This window comes from Enterobacter sp. kpr-6 (assembly GCF_900116015.1).
Lineage (GTDB): Bacteria > Pseudomonadota > Gammaproteobacteria > Enterobacterales > Enterobacteriaceae > Enterobacter_D.
In genome coordinates this window covers 218,293-241,347 of sequence record NZ_FOYH01000001.1, presented here as the reverse complement: position 1 = coordinate 241,347, position 23,055 = coordinate 218,293, and the positions used below count along the sequence as shown (strand labels likewise).

The following is a 23,055-nucleotide window of genomic DNA, read 5'->3' as shown; positions in this document are numbered from 1 at the left end:
CCTGTCCTGTGTGTTGTCTGCCGTGTCTGTTCCCCTCCTGGCGAGGAGGGGCTGCACGTTATCCTGCGTGGTGATTAGCCACCGTAAACATCAAAATCAAAATACTTTTTCGCCAGTTTTTCGTAAGTGCCGTCAGCGCGCATGTCCGCAAAGGCTTTGTTCAGTGCTTCACGCAGTTCAGTGTCGTCTTTACGCAAGCCCATGCCGGTGCCGACGCCAAACAGTTTTTCATCTTTGATCGACGGGCCGCCAAATTTGTATTCTTTACCCATCGCGGTTTTCAGGAAACCTTCGCTGGCGGCGACTTCATCCTGAAATGCGGCGTCGATACGGCCTGCGGTCAGGTCCGAATAGATATTGTCCTGGCCCTGATAGGAAACGATTTCCACGCCTTTCGGTGCCCAGTGCACGTTGCCGTAGGTTTCCTGTGTGGTGCCCTGCAGAACGCCGATACGTTTACCTGCCAGTTTCGCCAGATTCGGCTCAACATCAGAATTTTTCGCCACGACCAGACGGGAATCCGCCGCGTAGAGCTTGTCGGTAAAAGCAATTTCCTGCTGGCGTTTTTCAGTAATCGATAGCGATGACATGATGGCGTCAATTTTCTTCGCTTTCAGCGAAGGAATAAGGGCATCCAGCGGGTTCTCAATGAAAGTACATTGCGTATTAATTCGCTTACACAGCTCTTTTGCCAGATCAATGTCAAAACCAACCAATTCACCCTGTGCATTCTTTGATTCGAAGGGAGCATAAGTCGGATCGGTACCAATGCGAAGTTTTTGCGGGATGGCAGCGAATGCACCGGAGATACTGGAAACAGCGAACACCAGAGAAAGAGATAACACCAGTTTTTTCATAATTATCCTCAACAGACTGTCTTTCCTACGGGATTTAATAAAGAAGGCTGCTGGTATCGTGCCATTATTCGCCCCGGCAAGGCAAAATATTCTGTCTCAGGTCACGCTTTTTTTTGCATCAGTTTTGCTTAACTATGCATGAATGCCCCGTTTCGGTGCATCGATTGCACCACCACGAAGCATTCATACAATCTATGCACCACATCGGCTGACGTGGTGCACCGTGGCTTAGTCGCCGTAGACGTTAAAGTTGAAATACTTCTTCGCCAGCTTGTCGTAGGTACCGTCTTTGCGGATTTCATCGAACGCTTTATCGAACGCCGCTTTCAGCTCGGCATCGTCTTTGCGCAGACCAATACCGGTGCCGTCACCAAAGTATTTTTTGTCTTTAACGGCCGGACCTGCAAAGTCATATTCTTTACCGGCAGGCTGTTTTAAGAAGCCTTCGCTGGCGGCCACTTCGTCCTGGAAAGCAGCATCCACGCGCCCGGCAGCCAGGTCAGAGTAGATCAGATCCTGGTTCTGGTAGGCCACCACATCCACCCCTTTGCTGCGCCAGTTGTCATTGGCATAGGCTTCCTGAGTAGAGCCCTGCAACACGCCCACATGCTTGCCTTTCAGCGAGTCGGTGGTCGGCTGGATTGGGGAGCCTTTCACCGCGATCAGACGCGCGTTAGCGGCATACAGCGGTTGCGAGAAGGCGATTTCCTGGAGGCGTTTTTCCGTAATGGAGAGCGAAGAGATAATGGCATCAATTTTTTTCGCTTTCAGGGACGGGATCAGCGCGTCGAAGTCACTGCCCACCCAGGTACATTTGACCTTAATGCGGCTGCACATTTCGTTGCCCAGATCGATATCGAAGCCAACAAAGTCCCCTTTCGCATCCTTGGATGAAAAAGGTGCATACGTCGCGTCTGTACCAATGCGCACGGTCTGAGGCAGTGCGGCGTAGACACTGGCGGCACTGGACAGTCCCAGCAGTAAAGACAGAGCAACAACCGTCTTCTTCATACATTCCCCTCAAGTTTTCTGATTTTATTATGTATTGCGTGGTGTTGTGTGTTTGCTACTCGTTCATGCTTGCATGTCTTATGCCAGTTTGACGCCGCGCAGAATTTACAGCGTTAAATATGTTAATAAAACGTTGCAACATTAACTTACAGTGAAAGATAGCAGGTCTGCCCAACAGATTTGCAGGTTAAAAAGAGAAAACAGGGATTAAATGTTGAGGATTTGATCGCGGTTGCAGAATTGCCCCTGAATGGGGCAACGAAGATTTTTCCGCACTAGTTTGAGGCATTGCCGCCCGACCAGCGGGTGAAGAGGTCAGCGGGGAGTTCAATATCAAACTGATCGACGATGCGATTGACGGTCTGGTTAATGATGTCATCCAGGGTTTGCGGACGATGATAAAACGCCGGAACCGGCGGCATGATGACCGCGCCGAGTTCTGCCGCCTGGGTCATCAGACGTAAATGCCCGAGGTGCAGCGGTGTTTCACGCACGCACAGCACCAGCGGTCGGCGCTCTTTCAGCACCACGTCCGCCGCGCGCGTGAGCAGATTATCGGTATAACCGTGAACGATGCCGGAGAGCGTTTTGATGGAGCACGGCAGAATCACCATGCCTGCGGTTTTAAACGAGCCGGAGGAGATGCTGGCGGCGATATCGCGCGCATCATGCACCACGTCAGCGAGCGACTGAACATCTCTGAGAGAGAGATCGGTTTCAAGAGAGAGGGTCTGACGAGCGGCATTGCTCATCACCAGATGGGTTTCGATATCCGCGACGTCACGCAGTACCTGTAGCAGGCGTACCCCATAAATGGCACCGCTGGCACCTGAGATCCCTACAATGAGTCGTTTCATGTCCGTCCCCTTTCGCTAATCAGGTGAGGACTTTGCAGGATTTTGGCAGGAGTTGCAACACCCCTCACCCTAACCCTCTCCCCGTGGGAGAGGGGACAGATCGAGCTCAGACTTGCGCTTCCCCCTCTCCCTGAGGGAGAGGGGACAGATCGAGCACAGACTTGCCCTTCCCCCTCTCCCTGAGGGAGAGGGCCGGGGTGAGGGTAAAACTTACCCTTCGTTATGCATCTCTAAATTTTCCACTTCATTTTGACGCTGTACCGCCTGGGCATCGTCATTACGCAGGGAGTCGAGATAATCGAGGTACTGCTGGTTTACGTCTTTAGTCACGTAAACGCCGTTAAACACCGAGCACTCAAACTGCTGGATGTCCGGGTTTTCAGCGCGCACCGCGTCGATCAGATCGTTCAGGTCCTGGAAAATCAGCCCGTCTGCGCCGATGATCTTGCGGATCTCATCCACTTCACGGCCATGTGCAATCAGCTCGTTAGCGGTCGGCATGTCAATGCCGTAAACGTTCGGGAAGCGGATTTCCGGGGCGGCAGAGGCCAGGTAAACCTTCTTCGCACCGGCTTCGCGAGCCATCTCGATGATCTGCTCGGAGGTGGTGCCACGCACGATAGAGTCGTCCACCAGCAGGACATTTTTATCGCGGAACTCAGCGCGGTTGGCGTTGAGCTTGCGGCGTACAGATTTACGACGCAACTGCTGGCCCGGCATGATAAAGGTGCGGCCAACGTAGCGGTTTTTCACGAAGCCCTGGCGATACGGTTTGTCCAGAATGCGGGCAATCTCAAGAGCGATATCGCAGGAGGTTTCCGGGATCGGGATAACCACGTCGATATCCAGATCTTCCCACTCGCGGGCAATCTTCTCGCCGAGTTTTTTACCCATATTCACGCGCGCGCTGTACACGGAAATCTTGTCGATAAAGGAGTCCGGGCGGGCGAAATAGACGTACTCAAACAGGCACGGATTGGTAACCGGGTTGTCTGCACACTGGCGGGTAAACAGCTGACCCTTTTCGGTGACGTATACCGCTTCACCCGGTGCGACATCGCGCAGGAATTCAAAGCCCAGGGTGTCCAGCGCCACGCTTTCGGAGGCCACCATGTATTCGGTGCGGCCATCGCCGAGATCGCGTTTACCGAGCACCAGCGGACGGATGCCGTTCGGATCGCGGAAGGCCACCATGCCATGACCGATAATCATCGCCACGCACGCATACGCGCCACGGATCAGACGATTGGTCGCTGCAACGGCTGCAAAAATGTTATCCGCTTCTAACGGGTAATGACGGAAGTTATCCAGCTCGCTGGCAAAGACATTGAGCAGGATTTCAGAATCGGAAGTGGTATTGATGTGGCGACGCTTCTCTTCGAACAGTTTTTTATGCAGTTCGTGCGCGTTGGTCAGGTTGCCGTTATGGGCAAGCGTAATACCGTACGGCGAGTTAACGTAAAAAGGCTGAGCTTCTGAGGCGCTGGAACTGCCAGCGGTCGGGTAACGCACATGTCCAAGGCCCATCGAGCCTTGCAGACGCTGCATATGGCGGGCTTCGAATACATCGTTCACCATCCCGTTCGCTTTACGCAAGCGGAAGCAGTTATTCTCATCAATAGTGATGATGCCAGCGGCATCCTGCCCACGGTGTTGTAACACCGACAGTGCATCATAAATGGACTGGTTGACCGGCGTGAAACCGGCGATACCGACAATACCGCACATACGTCTTTTCCTCGTTAAGCCACATCTCAGGGCTTACGCCCTGGGCAAGAAACTTGACGAGCTTTGCAGATAGTCAAAGAACCACCTGATGATGAAACTGAACTGAGGGATCAGCTGCGATTTTTGCCAGTCTTCACTTTTAGAAAAACCGGTAAAGGTATCGAGAAAGAACAGAATGGCGGCGACGATCAGCGCACCACGCAGCGCACCAAAGCAAATCCCCAACACCCTGTCAGTACCCGACAGGCCAGTTTTTTCTACAAGCTGACTGATAACGTAGTTAACAATCGCGCCGACGATGAGCGTCGCGATAAACAGCACCGCGATAGCAATCCCATTTCGAACCAGTTCGTCTTCAAAGCCCGTGAACCAAACTGACAGGTAAGTGTAGTAATGACTGGCAACAAAGAAAGCACAACCCCATGTCACCAGTGATAACGCTTCACGAACAAAGCCACGGATAAGGCTAACCAGACAGGAAAAACCAATCACCGCAATGATGGCGTAATCAATCCAGACCATATATGTCCCACGATTTTACGCCCTGTCGTCCAGTTCGGGGCGCATTCTAACAGAAAAAGAAAACGTTTGCGTAGGGATTTCCTTCCCATGCGTAAATAAAAATGGCGCTGAAAAAATATTCAACGCCAGGGGTACTTTGGCCTCTGATGGCACCTTTTTAGAGGGGGTCCCCTCACCCCGGCCCTCTCCCCAGGGGAGAGGGGGAAAGGCGAGTTCGTGCTCAATCTGTCCCCTCCCCCCAAGGAGAGGGAGAAAGGCAAACCCGCGCTCGATCTGTTCCCTCTCCCTCAGGGAGAGGGCCGGGGTGAGGGTAAAACCCGCCCCATCAATTCGCGGAATAATTCATCACCACGCCGCTCAAACCAGAGATCTGCTTAAGCTCGCCAAGGGAGTTCCTAAGCTTATCTTTCGAGGCATCCGGTCCCACCAGAATGCGGGTGATTTTACCCTGAACGGGTGTAGTGGGCGATGTATAAACGCGATAGCCCGCGCCACGCAGTTTACCCACCACTTCATTAACTTTATCCGCATTTTTCAGCGCGCCGAGCTGCACGACATACGCTTTACCGGTCGGTGCGGCGGGCTTCTCTTCTTCCACCTTTTTCGGCGGCTCTTCTTCACGCGGTTGAGGTTTGCTGACCGGCTTCGGTTTTGGGGTCACCACCGGCTCAGGCGCGACATCAATTTCGCTGTTGTTAGCGGCCTGCCGTGAGGCATCCAGCGAAGGTGCGGCGGCATCGCCTGCGCGAACCTCTTCGGCCGCGCCTTCAGGCGGCTGTGCCGGGAGTGCCTGCGTTGCCGCTGGCAGCATATCCGGCTCATCGCGATCGCCAGGCTTCGGCACCAGCGGGATCGCAGCGAACTCATCCTGATAATGTTTTTTTTGCCCGTCGAGCAGCCCGGGGAGCACAATCACCCCGAGCGCTACCAGCACAATTGTGCCCATTAAACGGTTCTGAAACTTACTTGCCACCGGCTCTCCCCGCGTCCATCGCTTCCATGACATGCGCTACGGTATGAAACGATCCACACACCAGCACGGTATCTTCAGGCTGTGCGTCTGCCATCGCAGCACGCCACGCCTGTTCGACGTTCTCAAAGGTGCGACCGCTTTGCAGATGCGCCAGCAGTTGTTCTGCTTTCGCACCGCGCGGCCCTTCCAGAGGGGCACAATACCAGCTATCGACCTCGCTCTCCAGACAGGCAAGCGTTCCGGCGATATCTTTATCGTGCAACATGCCGACCACCGCCAGCACGCGTCCGGTTTTGTTAAGTGCGTTCAGTCGTCCGGCGAGATACGCGGCGGCGTGGGGATTATGCGCTACGTCGAGGATGACGCGCGGCGACTGGCTCACCGTCTGAAAACGCCCCGGTAAAATTGCACTGGCAATGCCGTCGCGAATAGCCGTTTCACTGACCGGAAGCCCGCTTGCGCGCAGCGCCGCCAGCGCCGTGGCTGCGTTCGGCTGCGGTACCTGCGGGAGCGGTAAACCGGTCAGTTCGCCTGCCGCATCGCTAAAGCGCCAGCTGTCGCCCGTCACCGCAAAATGCCAGTCCACGTCACGACGTAACAGATTTGCGCCCTTCTCGCCCGCCACATCCGCGATGGTGTGCGGCATATCCGGCTCACCGACCACGGCCGGTTTGCCCGCGCGGAAAACACCCGCTTTCTCACGGCCAATACTTTCGCGATCCGGCCCCAGCCAGTCGGTATGATCCAGCGCGATGCTGGTAACCACTGCCACGTCAGCATCGACGATATTGGTGGCATCCAGACGACCACCCAGCCCGACTTCGAGGATCACCACATCCAGCCCGGCTTCTTTAAACAGCCACAGCGCGGAGAGCGTGCCGTATTCAAAATAGGTCAGCGAGGTGTCGCCGCGCGCGGCTTCAATAGCGGCAAAAGAGCGGGTGTGATCGGATTCATTCAGTTCCTCGCCCTGCACGCGCACGCGCTCGGTGTAGCGCACCAGATGCGGAGAACTGTAAACGCCCACGCGAAAACCCGCGCGGAGCAAAATGGATTCCAGAGTGCGGCAGGTCGTCCCTTTACCGTTGGTGCCTGCCACAGTGAAAACGAAGGGAGCGGGCTTTAACACATCGAGCGTAGCCGCCACTGTCTGGACGCGCGTAAGCCCCATATCGATCGTTTTACTGTGCAGATTTTCCAGATAAGAAAGCCACGCGGCCAGGGGCGACGTGGCTTGAGGAGTGCTTTTCGTTTCCATGATGCCCGGATTCAGTGCTGTTTGAAAAGTAAAAAGGCAGAGCCTGCTGGCCCTGCCTTCAGATTATCAGGCTTCGGCTTCCTGATCGGGTACCGGCGGCACGTCGATGCTTTCGCGCGGTGCATCCGGGTTTGGCGCAGGCAGATTCATCAGCTTCGCCAGAATGCTCGCCAGCTTCAGACGCAGTTCCGGACGGCGAATGATCATATCGATCGCGCCTTTTTCAATCAGGAACTCACTGCGCTGGAAGCCCGGCGGCAGTTTTTCACGCACGGTTTGCTCGATAACGCGAGGGCCGGCAAAGCCGATCAGCGCTTTCGGTTCCGCAATGTTCAAATCGCCAAGCATCGCGAAACTGGCAGAAACGCCGCCCATGGTCGGGTCGGTCAGCACGGAAATGTACGGCAGACCGCGCTCCTGCATCTTCGCCAGCGCTGCGGACGTTTTCGCCATTTGCATCAGCGACATCAATGCTTCCTGCATACGTGCGCCACCGGAGGCGGAGAAACAGATCAGCGGGCAATTATCTTCCAGCGCCTGTTCAACCGCGCGTACAAAGCGAGCACCCACTACCGAGCCCATGGAGCCACCCATAAAGGAGAACTCAAAGGCGGCAGCGACAACCGGCATGTCATGCAGCGTCCCTTTCATCACCACCAGCGCGTCTTTCTCGCCGGTTTCTTTCTGGGCGGACGCCAGACGATCTTTGTACTTTTTGGAGTCACGGAACTTCAGCAGATCTTTCGGCTCAAGCTCGCTACCCAGTTCCACCATCGATCCTTCGTCCAGCAGGCTGTGCAGGCGGTTACGCGCTGACATTCGCATGTGGTGATCGCATTTCGGGCAGACCTCAAGGTTACGCTCCAGTTCGGCACGGTAAAGCACCTGACCGCAGCTGTCACATTTGGTCCACACTCCCTCAGGAATGCTTGCCTTGCGGGTGGGGGTAATATTGCTTTTAATTCGTTCAATCCAGCTCATTGATAACCTTTATGCATGAACCTGGTAGCCCATAAATGGGGCACATTAAAACATAACAGTCGGCAACTTGGGACAAAAAAGTGGTCGAACCGTTGCCAGGTTCTTATTTTGCCTGTCGTGCTGCCGCCCGTCGATGGCGAATAATTTCGATAACGCCCGGCAGAATGGAGAGCACAATAATCGCCACAATCAGCAATTTTAGATTCTCCTGAACCACCGGCAAATCACCGAATAAATAGCCTGCGTAGGTGAAGAGTAACACCCAAAGCAGCGCGCCGATGACGTTATACGCCGCGAAATGACGATACGACATATGACTCATTCCCGCCACAAATGGCGCAAATGTTCTGACGATAGGGACAAATCGCGCCAGAATGATGGTCTTACCGCCGTGCTTGTCATAAAACGCATGGGTTTTATCAAGATAGCTGCGGCGGAAGATTCTGGAGTCCGGGTTACTGAATAATTTCTCACCAAACAGGCGACCAATGGTGTAGTTCACCGCATCGCCCACAATCGCCGCCACGACCATCAGCGCCACCATAAGGTGCACGTTCAGATCGTTACTCGGCAATGCGGAAATCGCCCCTGCCACGAACAACAGCGAGTCGCCGGGTAGAAAAGGGGTCACTACGAGGCCCGTTTCACAAAATAAAATCAGAAACAGAATGGCGTACACCCAGACGCCATATTGCGCGACCATCTCCGCCAGATGCACGTCAATGTGTAAAATGAAGTCGATGAGAAAGTAAATCAGATCCATGTCTTTTGCCTTTGTCTGAATGCATTTAGTCCGCTAAAAATAGCGGGCCCATTGGCGATGTGGGCAGCCCGAACCGGTCGGGGTAATCTACCGCCACCAGGTACAATCCTTCCGCTTTCGCCGTTGCTGCCGCGAGCGTTCTGTCCTTTGCCGCCAGCAGTTCTGCTATCCAGCTCTCCGGCTGGTTGTGGGCACCTACTTCCATCAGGCTGCCAACAATATTCCTGACCATATGATGTACAAAGGCATTGGCTTTGATATCGACCACCACATACGCGCCAAAACGGGCCACGTTAATGTGCATCACGTTGCGCCACGGCGTGCGCGACTGGCACTGCACCGCACGAAACGAGGTAAAGTCATTTTCCCCTATCAGCACCTGCGCCGCCCGGTGCATCCGTTCGGCATCAAGCTCATGATAGTAATGGGTGACGCCCTGGCCTAAAACCGCCGGGCGCAAACGATGATTGTAGATGACGTAGCGGTAACGGCGAGCCGTGGCGCTAAAACGGGCATGAAAATCATCGGGCACATTCTTGACCCAGCGCACCGCAATGTCTTTAGGTAAATTCGCATTTACCCCCAGCGTCCAGGCGGCGTCTTTTCGCAGGGCGCGGGTTTCGAAGTGCACCACCTGCCCCGTGCCGTGAACGCCCGCATCGGTGCGCCCGGCGCAAAAGACGCTAACAGGTTCAGCAGCAACCTGCGAGAGCGCTTTCTCAAGCTTCTCCTGCACGCTGCGCACTTCGTTCTGCCGCTGCCAGCCGTAATATTTGCTGCCGTCGTACTCAATGCCGAGCGCAATTTTGTAAACCGGGCTTTCCTGCGCGTCGGACATTAGTACATATACTCCTGCACCAGTTTTTCAGCGATTTTCACCGCCATCAGTGCGCCGCCAAAACGGACGTTATCGGCCACCGACCAGAACTGGATTTGCTCCGGCATACCGTAGTCGTTACGCACGCAGCCGATAGAGAGATGCGGATTGCCGGAGGCATCGCCTACCTGGGTCGGGAAGTCACTGGCATCGGAGAGTTCGATGTCACTGGTACGGATAAATGCATCGCGGGCTTCTTCAGCCGCCAGCGGGCGCAGCGCTTCAAAGCTGACCATCTGCGCGAGACCGTAGAAGACCGGTGAACGCACGCAGCTTACAGAAATCATCAGGCCGTCGTCCTGCAACACTTTGCGCACCTGATCGACCACGCGACGCTCTTCGCGCACGCTGCCTTCGCTGTCCGGCAGTAAAGGAAGCATGTTGAACGCGAGCTGACGACCAAAGAAATCGTCATCATCCACCGGAATGCCGTTGAGCAGTTTGGCGCTCTGCCCTGCCAGCGCGTCGACGGCCACTTTCCCCTGCGCGGACACAGAAAGCATATTGGTGACCGCAATGCGCGACAGGCCGCCCTCTTCGATCAGCGGTTTCAGCGCGGTAAGCAACTGGCTGGTGATGCTGTCCGGCACGGCAATAATATTGCGGTTGCGGTAATCGGCCAGCACGTACGGGTTCACGTCCGGCACCACCAGCGGAACGTCCGGTTCCATGTCGAACAGGCCGCTGGTGTCAATCACCAGGCAACCTGCGTTAGTCGCTTCTTCCGCATAACGGGCCGAGGCTTCAACGCCGCCGACAAAAAACGCCAGTTGTGCCTGCGTCCAGTCAAACGCTTCGGCGTCCTGGACATAGACGGTTTTGCTGTTAAAACGCAGCGATTTACCCGCACTTTCGTTGCGTGCCAGAGCATACAGATCGCCTACCGGGAATTCGCGCTCGGCCAGCGTGTCGAGCAGCGCTTCGCCTACAGCACCTGTTGCGCCCAGGATGGCAATATTCCAGCCTTCAGACATGGTGATTTACTCCAGTAAAAGCGCGTCCCTGCCAGACCTGCTGGCAGAGAGCGTGAGAAGATGAAATTAACGAGCCGGGGTATGTACGGCGCTAAAACCCAGTTTTTGTAACAGCGCGGCGGCATCGGCGTCATCGCACTGAATATAGAGCGACGACCACTCGCGGCGCTCAAGATAGTTTTTACGCAGCTTGTCAAACTCGCCCGGTATGCCCGCTACTTTACGCAGGGGGGCATCATCGCGGCGCACATCATACACTAAATGCACCAGCCTTTTCAGCGTTGGCTGATCGAGCGGGCCGTGCAGCGTGATGCGACCAAATTCCGGCGCGGGCAGCAGTGTATCCAGCGCAACCTGCTGGCGTTTGCCGAGAAATTCGCTGTAGGCTTCGAAGACCTGGGTTGTGCCGCGCGCTTTGCCTTCAAGCGTGTAGCCCGCAATGTGCGGAGTGCCGATATCCACCTGCGTCAGGAGTTCAACGTTAAGATCCGGTTCAGGCTCCCACACGTCCAGCACTACGCTGAGATCCTGACCCGCATTCAGGCAGTGTAACAGCGCGGCGTTATCCACCACCGGTCCCCGGCAGGCGTTGATCAAAATCGCGCCCGGCTTCAGGCTGCTGATAAGTGCTTCATCGGCCAGATGCAGCGTTTTGTACGGCCCGTCTTTGAACAGCGGCGTGTGGAAGGTCAGGATATCGGCTTCACGCACCAGTGTTTCCAGCGGGTGGAAATCGGCTTCATCGCCGCGATCGGCGCGCGGTGGATCGCACAGCAGCGTGCGCATGCCCAGCGCTTCCAGCCGCGCCTGCAAACGGGAACCGACATTACCGACGCCGACAATGCCGACAGTGCGATCGGTCAACGTAAACCCGTCGCGCTCAGCGAGCATCAGCAAAGAAGAAAATACATATTCGACCACCGCAATGGCATTGCAGCCGGGGGCAGCGGAAAAGGCGATACCAGCGGAATCAAGCCAGGATTCATCCACATGATCGGTCCCGGCGGTCGCCGTGCCGACAAATTGAATGGCCGTGTCTTTGAGCAGGGATTCATTGACCTTTGTTACCGAACGCACCATCAGCGCATCAGCGCCGGCGAGCTTTTCAACCGGGATCGGGCGGCCCGGTACAGGCACTACGTCCCCCAGTCGGCTGAAGAGATCGCGGGCATAAGGCATATTTTCATCAACGAGAATTTTCACGTTACAGTACCTGTATGATAACGGGAGATAACCGCGCAAGTGTGCCATAATCTCGCCGCCAGGCATACCGACAATGCCGACCACCGTAACGAGGATTTAGATGATGCAACCCATCCAGGGTGCGCCGGTGCGCCCTCCAGGGCACGACCCCATTAGCCCCGCCAATATTGCGGGCGAACAGCCATTATCCACGCAGCAGCGCACGGTTCTGGAACGCCTTATCACCCGCCTGATTGCCCTGACGCAGCAACAGGGTGCGGAGGTCTGGGCGGGTGTAAAAAACGATTTAGGGCTTAAAAGCGACGCCCCGCTCCTGTCGAAGCATTTCCCGGCGGCGGAACAAAGCCTCAGTCAGCGTCTGGAAACCGCCACGCAAAATCACGGCAACCGTCAGGTGCTCTCGCAGCTTACCGAGCTGTTAAGTCAGGGCAACAATCGCCAGGCGGTGAGTGATTTTATCCGCCAGCAGTTTGGGCAGACCGCGCTCAGCCAGTTGTCACCAGAGCAACTCAAGACGGTGCTGGTGATGCTGCAAAAAGGCGAACTGACGATCCCGCAGCCGCAACAGCGCCCGGTCACCGACCGCCCGTTGCTGCCGGCAGAGCATCAGACGCTCAATCAGGCCGTCACCAAACTGACCGCCGCCACGGGAGAATCCGCGAAGGTTGTCTGGCAGTCGATGATGGAACTGTCTGGCGTCGAAAGTGGCGAGATGATCCCGGCAAAACACTTTGCCCCGCTGATGACCTGGCTTCAGGCGCGTCAGACGCTCAGCACCCAGACGGCTCCCACGCTGCACACGCTTCAGGCGGCGCTAAAACAGCCGCTGGATAGCAACGAGTGGAACACGATGCAGGATTATGCTCAGCAGACGTATCAGATTACGCCGCAGACCATTCTGACCACCGCTCAGGTTCAGGATTTACTCAATTTCGTCTTCCTGCGTCGTGCCGATCGCGCGCAGGAAACACTGGAAGTGCGTGACATTCAGCCGATCTACAATCCGCTGTTTGCCCCGGTGATGGAGTCGGTGAAATCACTTTCTGCCCGGCCGGGCCTGCTGTTTATTGCACTGATGGTAGCGTTGCTGCTGGTGTGGATTGTTATTTAGTCCTGACCATTAAAACCGGGTAGTCACCCTACCCGGCTTCAGAGTGAAATTACAGATTCTCACCGTTGGTTTTAATCACGTTCTGGTACCAGTCGAAGGATTTCTTCTTGCTACGCGCCAGCGTGCCGTTGCCTTCGTTATCTTTATCGACGTAAATAAAGCCGTAGCGTTTTTTCATTTCGCCCGTCCCCGCCGACACCAGATCGATACAGCCCCATGGCGTATAGCCCATTAAATCCACGCCGTCTTCAACGACCGCTTTTTTCATTTCACGAATATGGTTGTCCATATAATCGATACGATACTGATCGTTAACCGTGCCGTCGTCTTCTTTCTGATCGATTGCACCAAAGCCGTTTTCCACAATAAACAGCGGCAACTGATACAGGTCGTAGAAATAATTCAGCGAATAACGTAAACCGACCGGATCAATTTGCCAGCCCCAGTCCGACGCTTTGACATAGGGGTTGGTCACCAGGCTTTTGGTTTCGTCATAATCCAGATGCGGGTTATCTTCCGTCGCTTTGGTGGCGAACGACATGTAATAACTAAAGCCGATGTAATCGACGCAGCCACGGGTAAGAATATCGAGATCCGCGTCGGTGATATCGAGATTAAAGGCTTTTTGCTCGAAGTAATTAAGAATGTGTTTCGGGTAATATCCACGTACGTGCACATCGGTAAACCAGTAGCGGCGGTGCATAGCGCGGACAGACATCATCATATCGTTCGGCGCGCAGGTGAGCGGATAAATGGGGCACATGGCAATCATGCAGCCAATCTGGAAATCGGGATTAATCGCATGTCCGGCTTCGACGGCCAGCGCGCTGGCGACCAGCTCGTAATGCGCCGCCTGGTACATGATTTTTTCACGGTCTTCACCCGGCTTATAATGCAGGCCGGAGTTGGTGAACGGCGCGAAATCTTCGTGGAAATTAGCCTGGTTATTAATTTCGTTAAACGTCATCCAGAATTTGACTTTCTTCTGGTAGCGGGTAAATACCGCTTTGGCAAAACGGACAAAGAATTCGATAACCTGACGATTACGCCAGCCGCCATATTCTGTCACCAGGTGATAAGGCATTTCAAAATGGGAAAGTGTAATCACCGGTTCGATATTGTATTTCAGACACTCATCAAACAGATCGTCATAAAACTGCAGGCCTGCTTCATTAGGCTCTTTCTCATCACTGTTCGGGAAAATACGCGTCCAGGCAATAGACGTGCGGAAACATTTAAAGCCGAGTTCCGCAAACAGTTTGATGTCTTCTTTATAGCGATGGTAAAAATCGATGCCTTCGTGATTCGGGTAATATTTCCCCTCAATCACACCGTTGGTAATTTCTCGTGGGACGCCGTGTCTGCCCGCGGTCATGACATCCGCGACGCTGACCCCTTTACCGCCTTCGCGCCAGCCGCCTTCCAGTTGATGTGCTGCGACCGCGCCGCCCCAGAGAAAATCCGCTTTGAATCCTGGCATGTTTACCTCCTTTCCGTTGATAACTCAAAGAGAATAACAACGAAGCGTCAGCATTGCCGGATCGACATCACATTATTGGCCTGCTCTGCGACGGAAAGCCGCCAGCGTTACGGCCACGCCTGCCAGCGCCGAAACCGCGCCTGCGAGGAAGACAGACGGGTAACCATATGCGGTAGCCAGCAATCCCGCCAGCGGGCCGGTGACGCCGTAGGAGATATCCTGAAACGCAGCGTACCCGCCGAGCGCCGTACCGCGTACCTGCGGCGGAACGCGCTTCACCACCTCGACACCCAGCGCCGGGAAGATCAGCGAGCAGCCGCAGCCCGTTAATGCCGCGCCGAGTAATGCTATTCCTTCAACCGGAGCCAGCCATAACAGGAGAAGCCCGGCGGCCTCCACCAGCAGCGACACAATCGCCACATTGACGCCGCCAAATCGATCCGGCATCCAGCCAAACAGCACGCGCATTAATACAAATGCGCCACCAAAGGCCGTCAGGGTAAAGCCCGCCATCGCCCAGCCGTGGCTGACGAAGTAAAGGGAAACGAAGGTGCCAATCACCGCAAACCCTACGCCCTGTAATGCCAGCCCCAGACCCGGTTTCCAGATAAGCCCAATAACGCTAAGCAGCGACGGACGCTCCCCCGCATGGGCCGGCACTTTTCGCACCGTTCCGTTAAAGAGCAGCGCCAGCAGCGGAAGCAGGATCGTGGTCGCGGCCAGTACGGCAAAACCATAATGGCTATGAATAAACAGTCCTAAAGGTGCGCCGACAGCCAGCGCGCCATAGATCGCCATCCCGTTCCACGACATCACTTTGCCTGAGCGCGCCGGGCCGACCAGCCCCATGCCCCACGTCAGCGTCCCGGTGAGCAACTGGCTTTCCCCAAAGCCCAGCATAAGGCGGCCAACAATAAGCAGCGCGAATTGTACCGGCGCAGAAACCGGCAGTAGCGCGGCGAGTAGCCAGGCGACACCCGCCAGGCCGCAGGCTAACATCCCCTGCAAGGCGGAACGTTTGGCACCAAACTGATCGGCCAGTCGCCCGGCGTAACCGCGCGTCAGAACGGTAGCCAGAAACTGGATACCGACCGCGATGCCTACCATTGTGTTGCCGTATCCCAGTTCCTGATGCACAAACAGCGGGATCACGGGCAGCGGGAGGCCAACGGTCATATAGGTGAGGAACACCGCGAAGGCGATGCGAAACAGCGGGATATTTGCCGGGGGTGTATTTTGTGCTGAGGTGATGGCAGTCATGCAACGCTCCGAAAGACAAGCATAAAAAAAAGGGAGCCATTCGGCTCCCTTATACTATACGTTCAAAAACTTACGCTTTCAGCTTACGCATAACCAGTGTGGCGTTGGTGCCGCCGAAACCGAAGCTGTTGGACATGACGGTGTTCAGTGCCGCGTCAGTCGGTTTGGTCACGATGTTCAGACCTTCGGCCTGCTCATCCAGCTCTTCAACGTTAATGCTTGGGGCGATAAAGCCATGTTCCAGCATCAGCAGAGAGTAGATGGCTTCCTGCACGCCAGCCGCACCCAGAGAGTGACCGGTCATTGCTTTGGTCGCGGAGATGGCCGGGCTGTTGTTGCCGAACACTTCGCGGATCGCACCCAGTTCTTTCACGTCGCCAACCGGGGTTGAGGTGCCGTGGGAGTTCAGGTAGTCAATCGGGGTATCCACGCCGTGCATTGCCATCTTCATGCAACGCACTGCGCCTTCACCTGACGGAGCAACCATGTCAGCGCCATCAGAGGTTGCGCCGTAACCGACGATTTCAGCATAAATGTGCGCGCCACGGGCCAGCGCATGTTCCAGCTCTTCAACCACGACCATGCCGCCGCCGCCTGCGATAACGAAACCGTCACGGTTCGCATCATAAGTACGGGAAGCTTTTTCCGGGCATTCGTTGTATTTGGTGGACAGTGCGCCCATCGCATCGAACTCACAGGCCATTTCCCAGCCCAGCTCTTCGCCGCCGCCAGCAAATACGATGTCCTGTTTGCCTAACTGGATCTGCTCTACCGCGTTCCCGATACAGTGGGAAGAGGTCGCACAGGCGGAGCTGATGGAGTAGTTTACACCGTGAATTTTGAAGGGTGTTGCGAGACAGGCAGAAACCGCTGAGCCCATCGCTTTGGTCACGACATACGGACCGACCGCTTTCAGGCCGCGCGGGCTACGCATTGCGTCCGCACCGAATACCTGCGCTTTAGAAGAACCACCGGAGCCAGCAATCAGGCCCACGCGCGGGTTGTTCTGGTAAACCTCTTCTTTCAGGCCAGCATCAGCGATAGCTTCCTGCATGGAGAGGTAGGCATAAATGGAGGCATCGTTCATGAAACGGACCACTTTGCGATCGATCATGCCTGTGGTGTCGAGTTTTACGTTACCCCATACGTGGCTGCGCATGCCGGAATCAAGAAACTCTTGAGAGAAAGTGATCCCTGAACGCCCTTCACGCAGAGATGCCAGGACTTCCTGCTGGTTATTACCGATGCTGGAAACGATGCCCAAGCCAGTAATCACTGCACGTTTCATTCAATACCTCTGTAAGTCGCACTATTTAAGTTTCGATTGGCAAGATAGCGTACACTTGTACGCCGAACAAGTCCGATCAGACAATTTCTGCGGAAATTTGCACCAATTGACACACCTCGTTAAGATCATCCCACTGCCTGTCAGACGAGTAACTTACGTGAAACCAACCGCTATACAATCTGCTAACCTTGAATTCAATGCTGAGGGTACACCTGTTTCCCGAGATTTTGATGATGTCTACTTTTCTAATGATAATGGACTTGAGGAAACCCGCTATGTTTTCCTGGGCGGTAACCAGCTTCCCCCGCGTTTTTTAACCCATCCCCGCCCGCTGCTGGTGGTGGCTGAGAGCGGATTTGGTACCGGGCTTAATTTCCTCACGCTCTGGCAGGCGTTTGAAGCACACATCCAGTCGCATCCTCAGGCTACCCTGCAAAGATTACATTTCATCAGCTTTGAAAAATTTCCGCTCAAAGCAGCCGATTTACAGAAAGCGCATCAGCACTGGCCAGAGCTTGCGCCCTGGGCGGAACAACTCCAGGCGCAATGGCCCCTGCCTTTTGAAGGCTGTCATCGTCTGCTGCTGGATGGCGGGCGTGTCACGCTCGATTTATGGTTTGGCGATATCAACTCCCTGACCAACGAACTGGATGACTCGCTGGAGCAGAAAGTAGATGCCTGGTTTCTTGATGGCTTTGCGCCCGCGAAAAACCCGGATATGTGGACACCCGCGCTCTTTAACGCCATGGCGCGGCTGGCCAGGCCAGATGGCACGCTTGCTACCTTCACCTCCGCCGGATTTGTCCGTCGGGGATTACAGGATGCGGGTTTCACCATGCAAAAATGCAAAGGCTTTGGCCGCAAGCGCGAAATGCTGACCGGTGTGATGAAGCAAACCCGCCCGCTCTCCCCTCGCGTGCCCTGGTTTGCCCGCACCGGTAGCGAAAGCCGCGAAGCAGCAATTATTGGTGGCGGCGTCGCCAGCGCACTGCTTGCACTCGCCCTGCTGCGTCGCGGCTGGCAGGTGACGCTCTATTGCGCCGATTCTGCGGCCGCACAGGGGGCATCCGGTAATCGCCAGGGGGCGTTGTATCCGCTATTAAGTCAGCACGATCGGGCACTGGCGCGTTTTTTCCCCGCCGCGTTTACCTTTGCCCGCCGACTCTATGACTCCCTGCCCGTCACCTTTGATCATGACTGGTGCGGCGTCACGCAACTGGGCTGGGACGAAAAAAGCCAGCGTAAGATCGAACAAATGCTTGCGCTCAACCTGCCGGACGGGATTGCCACGGCGGTGGATGACGCGCAGGTAAAACAACTTACCGGGGTGGAAACGGGTTGTTCCGGGATCCACTATCCTTCCGGCGGCTGGCTGTGTCCGGCGCAGTTGACCACCGCAGCGATTGAACTGGCCGTTACGCAAGGGTTGCGGGTGCATTATGAGCATGAGGTCGCTTCGCTCTCATCCAGTGAGCATGGCTGGCAACTGGGTTTTGCCGGGGGAGAGTGTGCAATGCATCAGAACGTGGTGCTGGCGAATGGTCACAGGATTAATCGTTATACGCAGACGGAAGATTTGCCAGTCTATTCTGTCGCCGGGCAGGTCAGCCATATTCCCTCTACGTCTGCGCTGGCAAATTTGCGCCAGGTACTGTGCTACGACGGCTACCTGACGCCACAAAACCCCACAAATCAGCAGCACTGTATTGGCGCGAGCTACCACCGTGGTAGCGAAAGCACAGAATACAGCGAAGACGATCAACAGCATAACCGCCAGCGGCTGATCGACTGCTTCCCGGATGCGGAGTGGGCAAAAGAGGTGGATGTAAGCGCTAAAGCGGCACGTAACGGCGTGCGCTGCGCGACACGCGACCACTTGCCTATGATGGGAAATGTGGCGGATTTAGCGGCGACACTACGCGAATATGCGGATCTTGCGGATAGCACCGAGCAGGCCGTCAGCGCCCCGGTGTATGAAGGGTTGTATCTGATTGGCGCGCTAGGCTCACGCGGAATGTGCAGCGCCCCGCTGGCGGCTGAGATTCTGGCCTCGCAGATGAGTGAAGAACCCATTCCGCTGGATGGGGAAACGCTGGCGGCGCTTAATCCGAACAGATTGTGGGTGAGGAAGTTATTGAAGGGTAAGGCGGTTAAGCAGGACTAAATCTAAGAAAGAAACTCTTATTGCCAGGGCACGCAGTGCGTGCCCTGATTAAGGCTACTCGTTATCGTTGAATTTAAGGTAAATGGCAATTGTCTGGTTTGAATGACCCGTCTTTTCATGCACTGTATTCATCTTCTCATCGAAGAGAGCGATATAAGGTTCTCCTGGTTTAAGATTGCTGAGGTCATTCAAAGAACTATCTGTCAAAGGATGAGTGACGCCCTGCTTACATTCCTGATCCAGATTCCCAACGATAGCGTAAAACAAGGGCACGTAACCTTTTTCAAGCGGTAACGTATTGCTTAATTGTGCAATAGAGAAACTATCTGACGATTTATCACATAGAGAAATTTTACTCATAACTTCAGTTTTATAGTTAATTCCTGATGCAGGAGAATAATTGTAACTGTTACGCACAAGGAAAAGGCCTGGATCAGAAATCTCGGTTCCTGCAACACTGGTGGATTTAACAATAGCGTTAATACCGGCCGCTGAAACTGTGTTTTCCGTATGACTAATTTGGGTCTCAGGAGTAAAAATTACTTTTCCCCAGTGAATAAGGTTTTTATCTATAAGTTCTTTTCTAAAGTAAGATGCCTGCGATGAGGAAATAGTGAAAGCATTATCCATCTCCAACTTTATCGATGAATTATCATTTGATATCAGGGATGAAACAGAACGCGTAGAGGCCAAAGAACCATTATAATAACAGTAGCTTCCTTTGTATCCTCCCAAACCCGGATTCAAGGTGGCCAATGCATCACATCGGTCAATCCATAAAAACAATTGATTATTAACAATTAAACTACTCAAAAAGAACTCAAGCAAAAAACGGTTATCACCCGATGAAAGAACATTTTCACTTCCGTATAATATCTCTTCGATCTTGCCAGAAGGCGTATAGCGAATTAAAGCAGGGAATGGGAATTTTTGGTTATCGATAACAATTTTTTTATCATTGAGGCTAATAGCTAAATTATTCTTTAAATCTGGATATCCCCAAAAAGACATATCAATAACTTTACGCCACGATATAAGTTTAGCGTCAATTAATTTTTGTAAGGGAAAGGTTTCAGCAAGGGTTGGTAATTTCCCGTTTAAATCCCGCCCCAATCCGATAGCCTGCGAACCGAATTGTAAATAATTCAGTAGAGTCGGAGCAATATCTAACGTCGTTCCTGGCCGGGTTTTTTTTGCAGGATGGATGCCTGCACCGGACACCATAAACAGATTATGGCGTTCCGCTTTTTCTAATGTCTCATAAGGTTTAACAGTAACAGGGGCCAGGTGATCTGACGCAAAAACGACGACGGTATCGTCAAAGATGCCTTCTGCTTTCAGGGCACGGTATAGTTGACCAATCAGAGCATCAGTACAATGAGCAGCGTTCAAAAGATTGTCATTGCCATCACCGTATTTAACTTTCTCACATTGCCGAGCCAGGTAACCTTCTGGTTGATGCGTACCAATATTGATCGAAAAAACACCCCATGGGGATTTCTTTTTATGCAAAGTTTTTATTCGATTAAACAATTGTTCATATAAAGTATCATCAAATAACCCCCAGCTATTTAGATACCCATCTCCTATATCCTTATCAATAAACTCCTTTTGGCCTTCAACGTTGATAAAACCATGGTTTTTATAAAACAAACCTTTACCAGCAAATTCATTGTTGGCCCCGCCCATAAACTCCAGATGATAGCCTTGTGATTTTAATATATCACCAAGACAAACGGCATCTGGCATAAAGTTATTCATATGAAAATTATCGTTGGTAAAAACCGATAGTAAAGGTAAACCACATTGACTGGCGACCATACCTGCCATCGTCCAGCTTCCACCAATCGTTTGACCGATATGAGTAAATGTTACGCTATCTTGTCCGATCTTATGCAACTCAGGTAAAAGCCCAGGAAAGAGATTTTCATCCATATAATTTCTCTCAAGGCTTTCAAGGTAAAAATAAAGAACATTTTTAGGTTTGTTAACATTTTGTATTTTCGAGATTTGAGGTTTAACAAAATATTCTGGGAAGTCTTCCATTATCTGTGTTGTGAATAGATAAGAAATTAAATTTGACGTGGCAGGCGCAACAAAAAAGGCGCAAAAGATCATCCCTACCCCCATGAAAAAAGGGAGTATTAAAAAAGATTTACTTTTATTTATGAAGAAAATCCGGATATAAAAAACAATCAGAAGAAAAAAGAATATCTGTACAGAAACAAAAAGTAATATGAGTGGCAGAAATTCCCAAAGCCCTATGCCCTCAGTACCAAAGCGAAACTGGTAAAAAACAGAATCATCAAAACCAATGCCAGTAAACCAATTAGCAATAAGATAACTTCCCGTGAGTAAACTAAAGAGCAGAGAGACTATCGAAAAAGTTATTGCAATTGCACCGCCGATTAAACCACGGCTAACAGATTTAATTAAAAAATAAAAAGCAAATAAATATAATACAACCGCAATAGATGACCACAAATTATTATCCATATCCATAATGGAATAAGCCCTTGAAAATCCGGATTGCAAAACGTATATATTGAAGAAAAGTAATGGGAAGGAGTAGTGAGTAAGTTAAAGATGATAGTATAAAATAAAAAAAGCCTGTAGATTATTATTCTACAGGCTTATAAAAATTATACCACTAACTGAGATTCAACTTCTTTTACATGATGACGCGCTAATGCCAGATTAGCTTTAGTTTTGTCCAGAACAAAATAGATGAATAAACCCGGATTCTTATCGATTGGACAAATGATGTGATACTGCTTGCCTAAAGTAATCAGAATATCATCAATTTTATCATTCAGTTTCAATGTTTCCATTGTTCTCAGCTTAGCGCGTACCACTTCAGTGTTACCCGCAGAGGCAAGCTCAAGGTTAATACCTGAACCAACCTGGCCCAACATCATGCCGCTGTTAGAGTCGACAACAGAAGCAACGATCGCACCAGAAACTGTCATTAATGAATCTAAAGATTCAGTGATATTACTCATGATAAATCCCTTATAAAATATTAATTAACGTCCTAAACACAACTATCTAACAAGCATTGTAATTAACTTAAGCATATCCTCCTTATTCCTGACGTCAACTGCGACAACAGGAACATCGATCTGTAATTCACTTAACAAGTCTTTTAACTGGTCGACACGTGATAAGTAACTATTTTCAAACTTACTGATACCAATGATGCATCGATCCGAAAGTAAAATGTCACGAAATCGATTTATAAAAAAATCAACTTCGGATAAATAAGTGTTGCTTGTTATATCAAAAAGAATAACGATCCCACTAGCGCCTTGATAAATAAGATCCCATAAAAACTCAAAACGAACTTGTCCAGGCACACCATACAATCTTATACGCGTATGGGCATCTAAATTAAACTCACCATAGTCAATTCCAATCGTGACAGTGTTTTTTGGTGAAGTCTGGCTGTTCAGAGATTCAGTATCTAGCGAGGAGCGGAAAACTTCTGTGCTCACAACAGAAATTTCACTCACAGCACCAATCGCGGTGGTTTTACCCGCACCTGTAGGGCCTGCAAACAGTATTTTTATTTCGTCCATATATAAAAGCACCCAACCTTAAATAAGGGCATTCTTGTTCAGACATAACATCCAGTACCTACTTAGCTATAAGCGGCATTATAACCACAAAAAATAGTAACCACCATGGAAAATTGAAAGCAATTCAAAAATAATTTCCATAAAAATTATGTAATAAACACCAATGAATT

At 52.5% G+C, this 23,055-nt stretch carries 20 protein-coding genes; 2 read left to right on the top strand and 18 right to left on the bottom strand.

What is annotated here, in order from left to right; translation table 11 throughout:
- Positions 1-74 precede the first annotated feature (74 nt).
- The 12 genes from hisJ to pdxB all read right to left on the bottom strand — a co-directional run bounded on the left by hisJ (position 75) and on the right by pdxB (position 12,004).
- Positions 75-857 (bottom strand): histidine ABC transporter substrate-binding protein HisJ, encoded by a 783-nt coding sequence (hisJ, locus tag BM373_RS01135; protein WP_090458475.1) that lies wholly within the window; start codon positions 855-857, stop codon positions 75-77.
- A gap of 228 nt (positions 858-1,085) precedes the next feature.
- Positions 1,086-1,868: a lysine/arginine/ornithine ABC transporter substrate-binding protein ArgT gene (gene argT / locus BM373_RS01130; RefSeq protein WP_090458472.1), complete on the bottom strand. Its 783-nt coding sequence runs from the start codon at positions 1,866-1,868 to the stop codon at positions 1,086-1,088.
- 275 nt (positions 1,869-2,143) lie between these two features.
- The gene (locus tag BM373_RS01125) at positions 2,144-2,725 is read right to left on the bottom strand and encodes a UbiX family flavin prenyltransferase (protein WP_090458470.1); all 582 of its coding nucleotides are present in this window, start codon (positions 2,723-2,725) and stop codon (positions 2,144-2,146) included.
- Positions 2,726-2,935: 210 nt separating this feature from the next.
- On the bottom strand, positions 2,936-4,453 hold the full coding sequence (gene purF / locus BM373_RS01120; RefSeq protein ID WP_090458467.1) for an amidophosphoribosyltransferase: 1,518 nt from the start codon (positions 4,451-4,453) through the stop codon (positions 2,936-2,938).
- Positions 4,454-4,486: 33 nt separating this feature from the next.
- Positions 4,487-4,975, bottom strand: a complete 489-nt coding sequence (cvpA, locus tag BM373_RS01115; RefSeq protein WP_072569236.1) for a colicin V production protein — start codon at positions 4,973-4,975, stop codon at positions 4,487-4,489.
- Between the two features lie 325 nt (positions 4,976-5,300).
- On the bottom strand, positions 5,301-5,948 hold the full coding sequence (gene dedD / locus BM373_RS01110; RefSeq protein ID WP_090458464.1) for a cell division protein DedD: 648 nt from the start codon (positions 5,946-5,948) through the stop codon (positions 5,301-5,303).
- Positions 5,938-7,206: a bifunctional tetrahydrofolate synthase/dihydrofolate synthase gene (gene folC, locus BM373_RS01105; RefSeq protein ID WP_090458461.1), complete on the bottom strand. Its 1,269-nt coding sequence runs from the start codon at positions 7,204-7,206 to the stop codon at positions 5,938-5,940. Before folC ends, dedD begins: the two co-directional genes overlap by 11 nt.
- A 66-nt stretch (positions 7,207-7,272) precedes the next feature.
- Positions 7,273-8,187 carry an acetyl-CoA carboxylase, carboxyltransferase subunit beta gene (gene accD / locus BM373_RS01100; RefSeq protein ID WP_090458459.1) on the bottom strand — a complete coding sequence of 305 codons (915 nt, stop codon included), beginning with the start codon at positions 8,185-8,187 and terminating at the stop codon, positions 7,273-7,275.
- 103 nt (positions 8,188-8,290) lie between these two features.
- Complete coding sequence (locus BM373_RS01095; RefSeq protein ID WP_090458457.1) at positions 8,291-8,950, bottom strand: DedA family protein; 660 nt, start codon at positions 8,948-8,950, stop codon at positions 8,291-8,293.
- Between the two features lie 25 nt (positions 8,951-8,975).
- Positions 8,976-9,788 carry a tRNA pseudouridine(38-40) synthase TruA gene (gene truA, locus BM373_RS01090; protein WP_090458455.1) on the bottom strand — a complete coding sequence of 271 codons (813 nt, stop codon included), beginning with the start codon at positions 9,786-9,788 and terminating at the stop codon, positions 8,976-8,978.
- Entirely contained in the window at positions 9,788-10,801 is a 1,014-nt protein-coding gene (locus BM373_RS01085) for an aspartate-semialdehyde dehydrogenase (RefSeq protein ID WP_090458453.1), read from the bottom strand. The genes truA and BM373_RS01085 overlap by 1 nt, the downstream gene beginning before the upstream one ends.
- Before the next feature lie 66 nt (positions 10,802-10,867).
- Positions 10,868-12,004, bottom strand: a complete 1,137-nt coding sequence (gene pdxB / locus BM373_RS01080; RefSeq protein WP_090458451.1) for a 4-phosphoerythronate dehydrogenase PdxB — start codon at positions 12,002-12,004, stop codon at positions 10,868-10,870.
- Positions 12,005-12,107: 103 nt separating this feature from the next.
- Between pdxB and flk the strand changes: the two genes are divergently transcribed.
- Complete coding sequence (gene flk, locus BM373_RS01075; protein WP_090458449.1) at positions 12,108-13,115, top strand: flagella biosynthesis regulator Flk; 1,008 nt, start codon at positions 12,108-12,110, stop codon at positions 13,113-13,115.
- A gap of 49 nt (positions 13,116-13,164) precedes the next feature.
- Here the strand turns inward: flk and BM373_RS01070 are convergent, their stop codons facing one another.
- The 3 genes from BM373_RS01070 to fabB form a co-directional block, all read right to left on the bottom strand.
- Positions 13,165-14,595: a 6-phospho-beta-glucosidase gene (locus BM373_RS01070; protein WP_090458447.1), complete on the bottom strand. Its 1,431-nt coding sequence runs from the start codon at positions 14,593-14,595 to the stop codon at positions 13,165-13,167.
- A gap of 72 nt (positions 14,596-14,667) precedes the next feature.
- Complete coding sequence (locus BM373_RS01065; protein ID WP_090458445.1) at positions 14,668-15,855, bottom strand: MFS transporter; 1,188 nt, start codon at positions 15,853-15,855, stop codon at positions 14,668-14,670.
- Between the two features lie 70 nt (positions 15,856-15,925).
- On the bottom strand, positions 15,926-17,143 hold the full coding sequence (gene fabB, locus BM373_RS01060) for a beta-ketoacyl-ACP synthase I (protein WP_090458443.1): 1,218 nt from the start codon (positions 17,141-17,143) through the stop codon (positions 15,926-15,928).
- Between the two features lie 157 nt (positions 17,144-17,300).
- Between fabB and mnmC the strand changes: the two genes are divergently transcribed.
- On the top strand, positions 17,301-19,307 hold the full coding sequence (mnmC, locus tag BM373_RS01055; protein WP_177220099.1) for a bifunctional tRNA (5-methylaminomethyl-2-thiouridine)(34)-methyltransferase MnmC2/FAD-dependent 5-carboxymethylaminomethyl-2-thiouridine(34) oxidoreductase MnmC1: 2,007 nt from the start codon (positions 17,301-17,303) through the stop codon (positions 19,305-19,307).
- Between the two features lie 54 nt (positions 19,308-19,361).
- On the opposite strand, the gene BM373_RS01050 is transcribed toward mnmC, so the two are convergent.
- The 3 genes from BM373_RS01050 to BM373_RS01040 all read right to left on the bottom strand — a co-directional run bounded on the left by BM373_RS01050 (position 19,362) and on the right by BM373_RS01040 (position 22,885).
- The gene (locus BM373_RS01050; RefSeq protein WP_090458439.1) at positions 19,362-21,809 is read right to left on the bottom strand and encodes a sulfatase-like hydrolase/transferase; all 2,448 of its coding nucleotides are present in this window, start codon (positions 21,807-21,809) and stop codon (positions 19,362-19,364) included.
- A 140-nt stretch (positions 21,810-21,949) separates the two neighbouring features.
- Positions 21,950-22,309, bottom strand: coding sequence for a hypothetical protein (locus BM373_RS01045; RefSeq protein ID WP_090458436.1), 360 nt, complete (start codon positions 22,307-22,309; stop codon positions 21,950-21,952).
- A gap of 42 nt (positions 22,310-22,351) precedes the next feature.
- Entirely contained in the window at positions 22,352-22,885 is a 534-nt protein-coding gene (locus tag BM373_RS01040) for a GTP-binding protein (protein WP_090458434.1), read from the bottom strand.
- Positions 22,886-23,055: the final 170 nt, after the last annotated feature.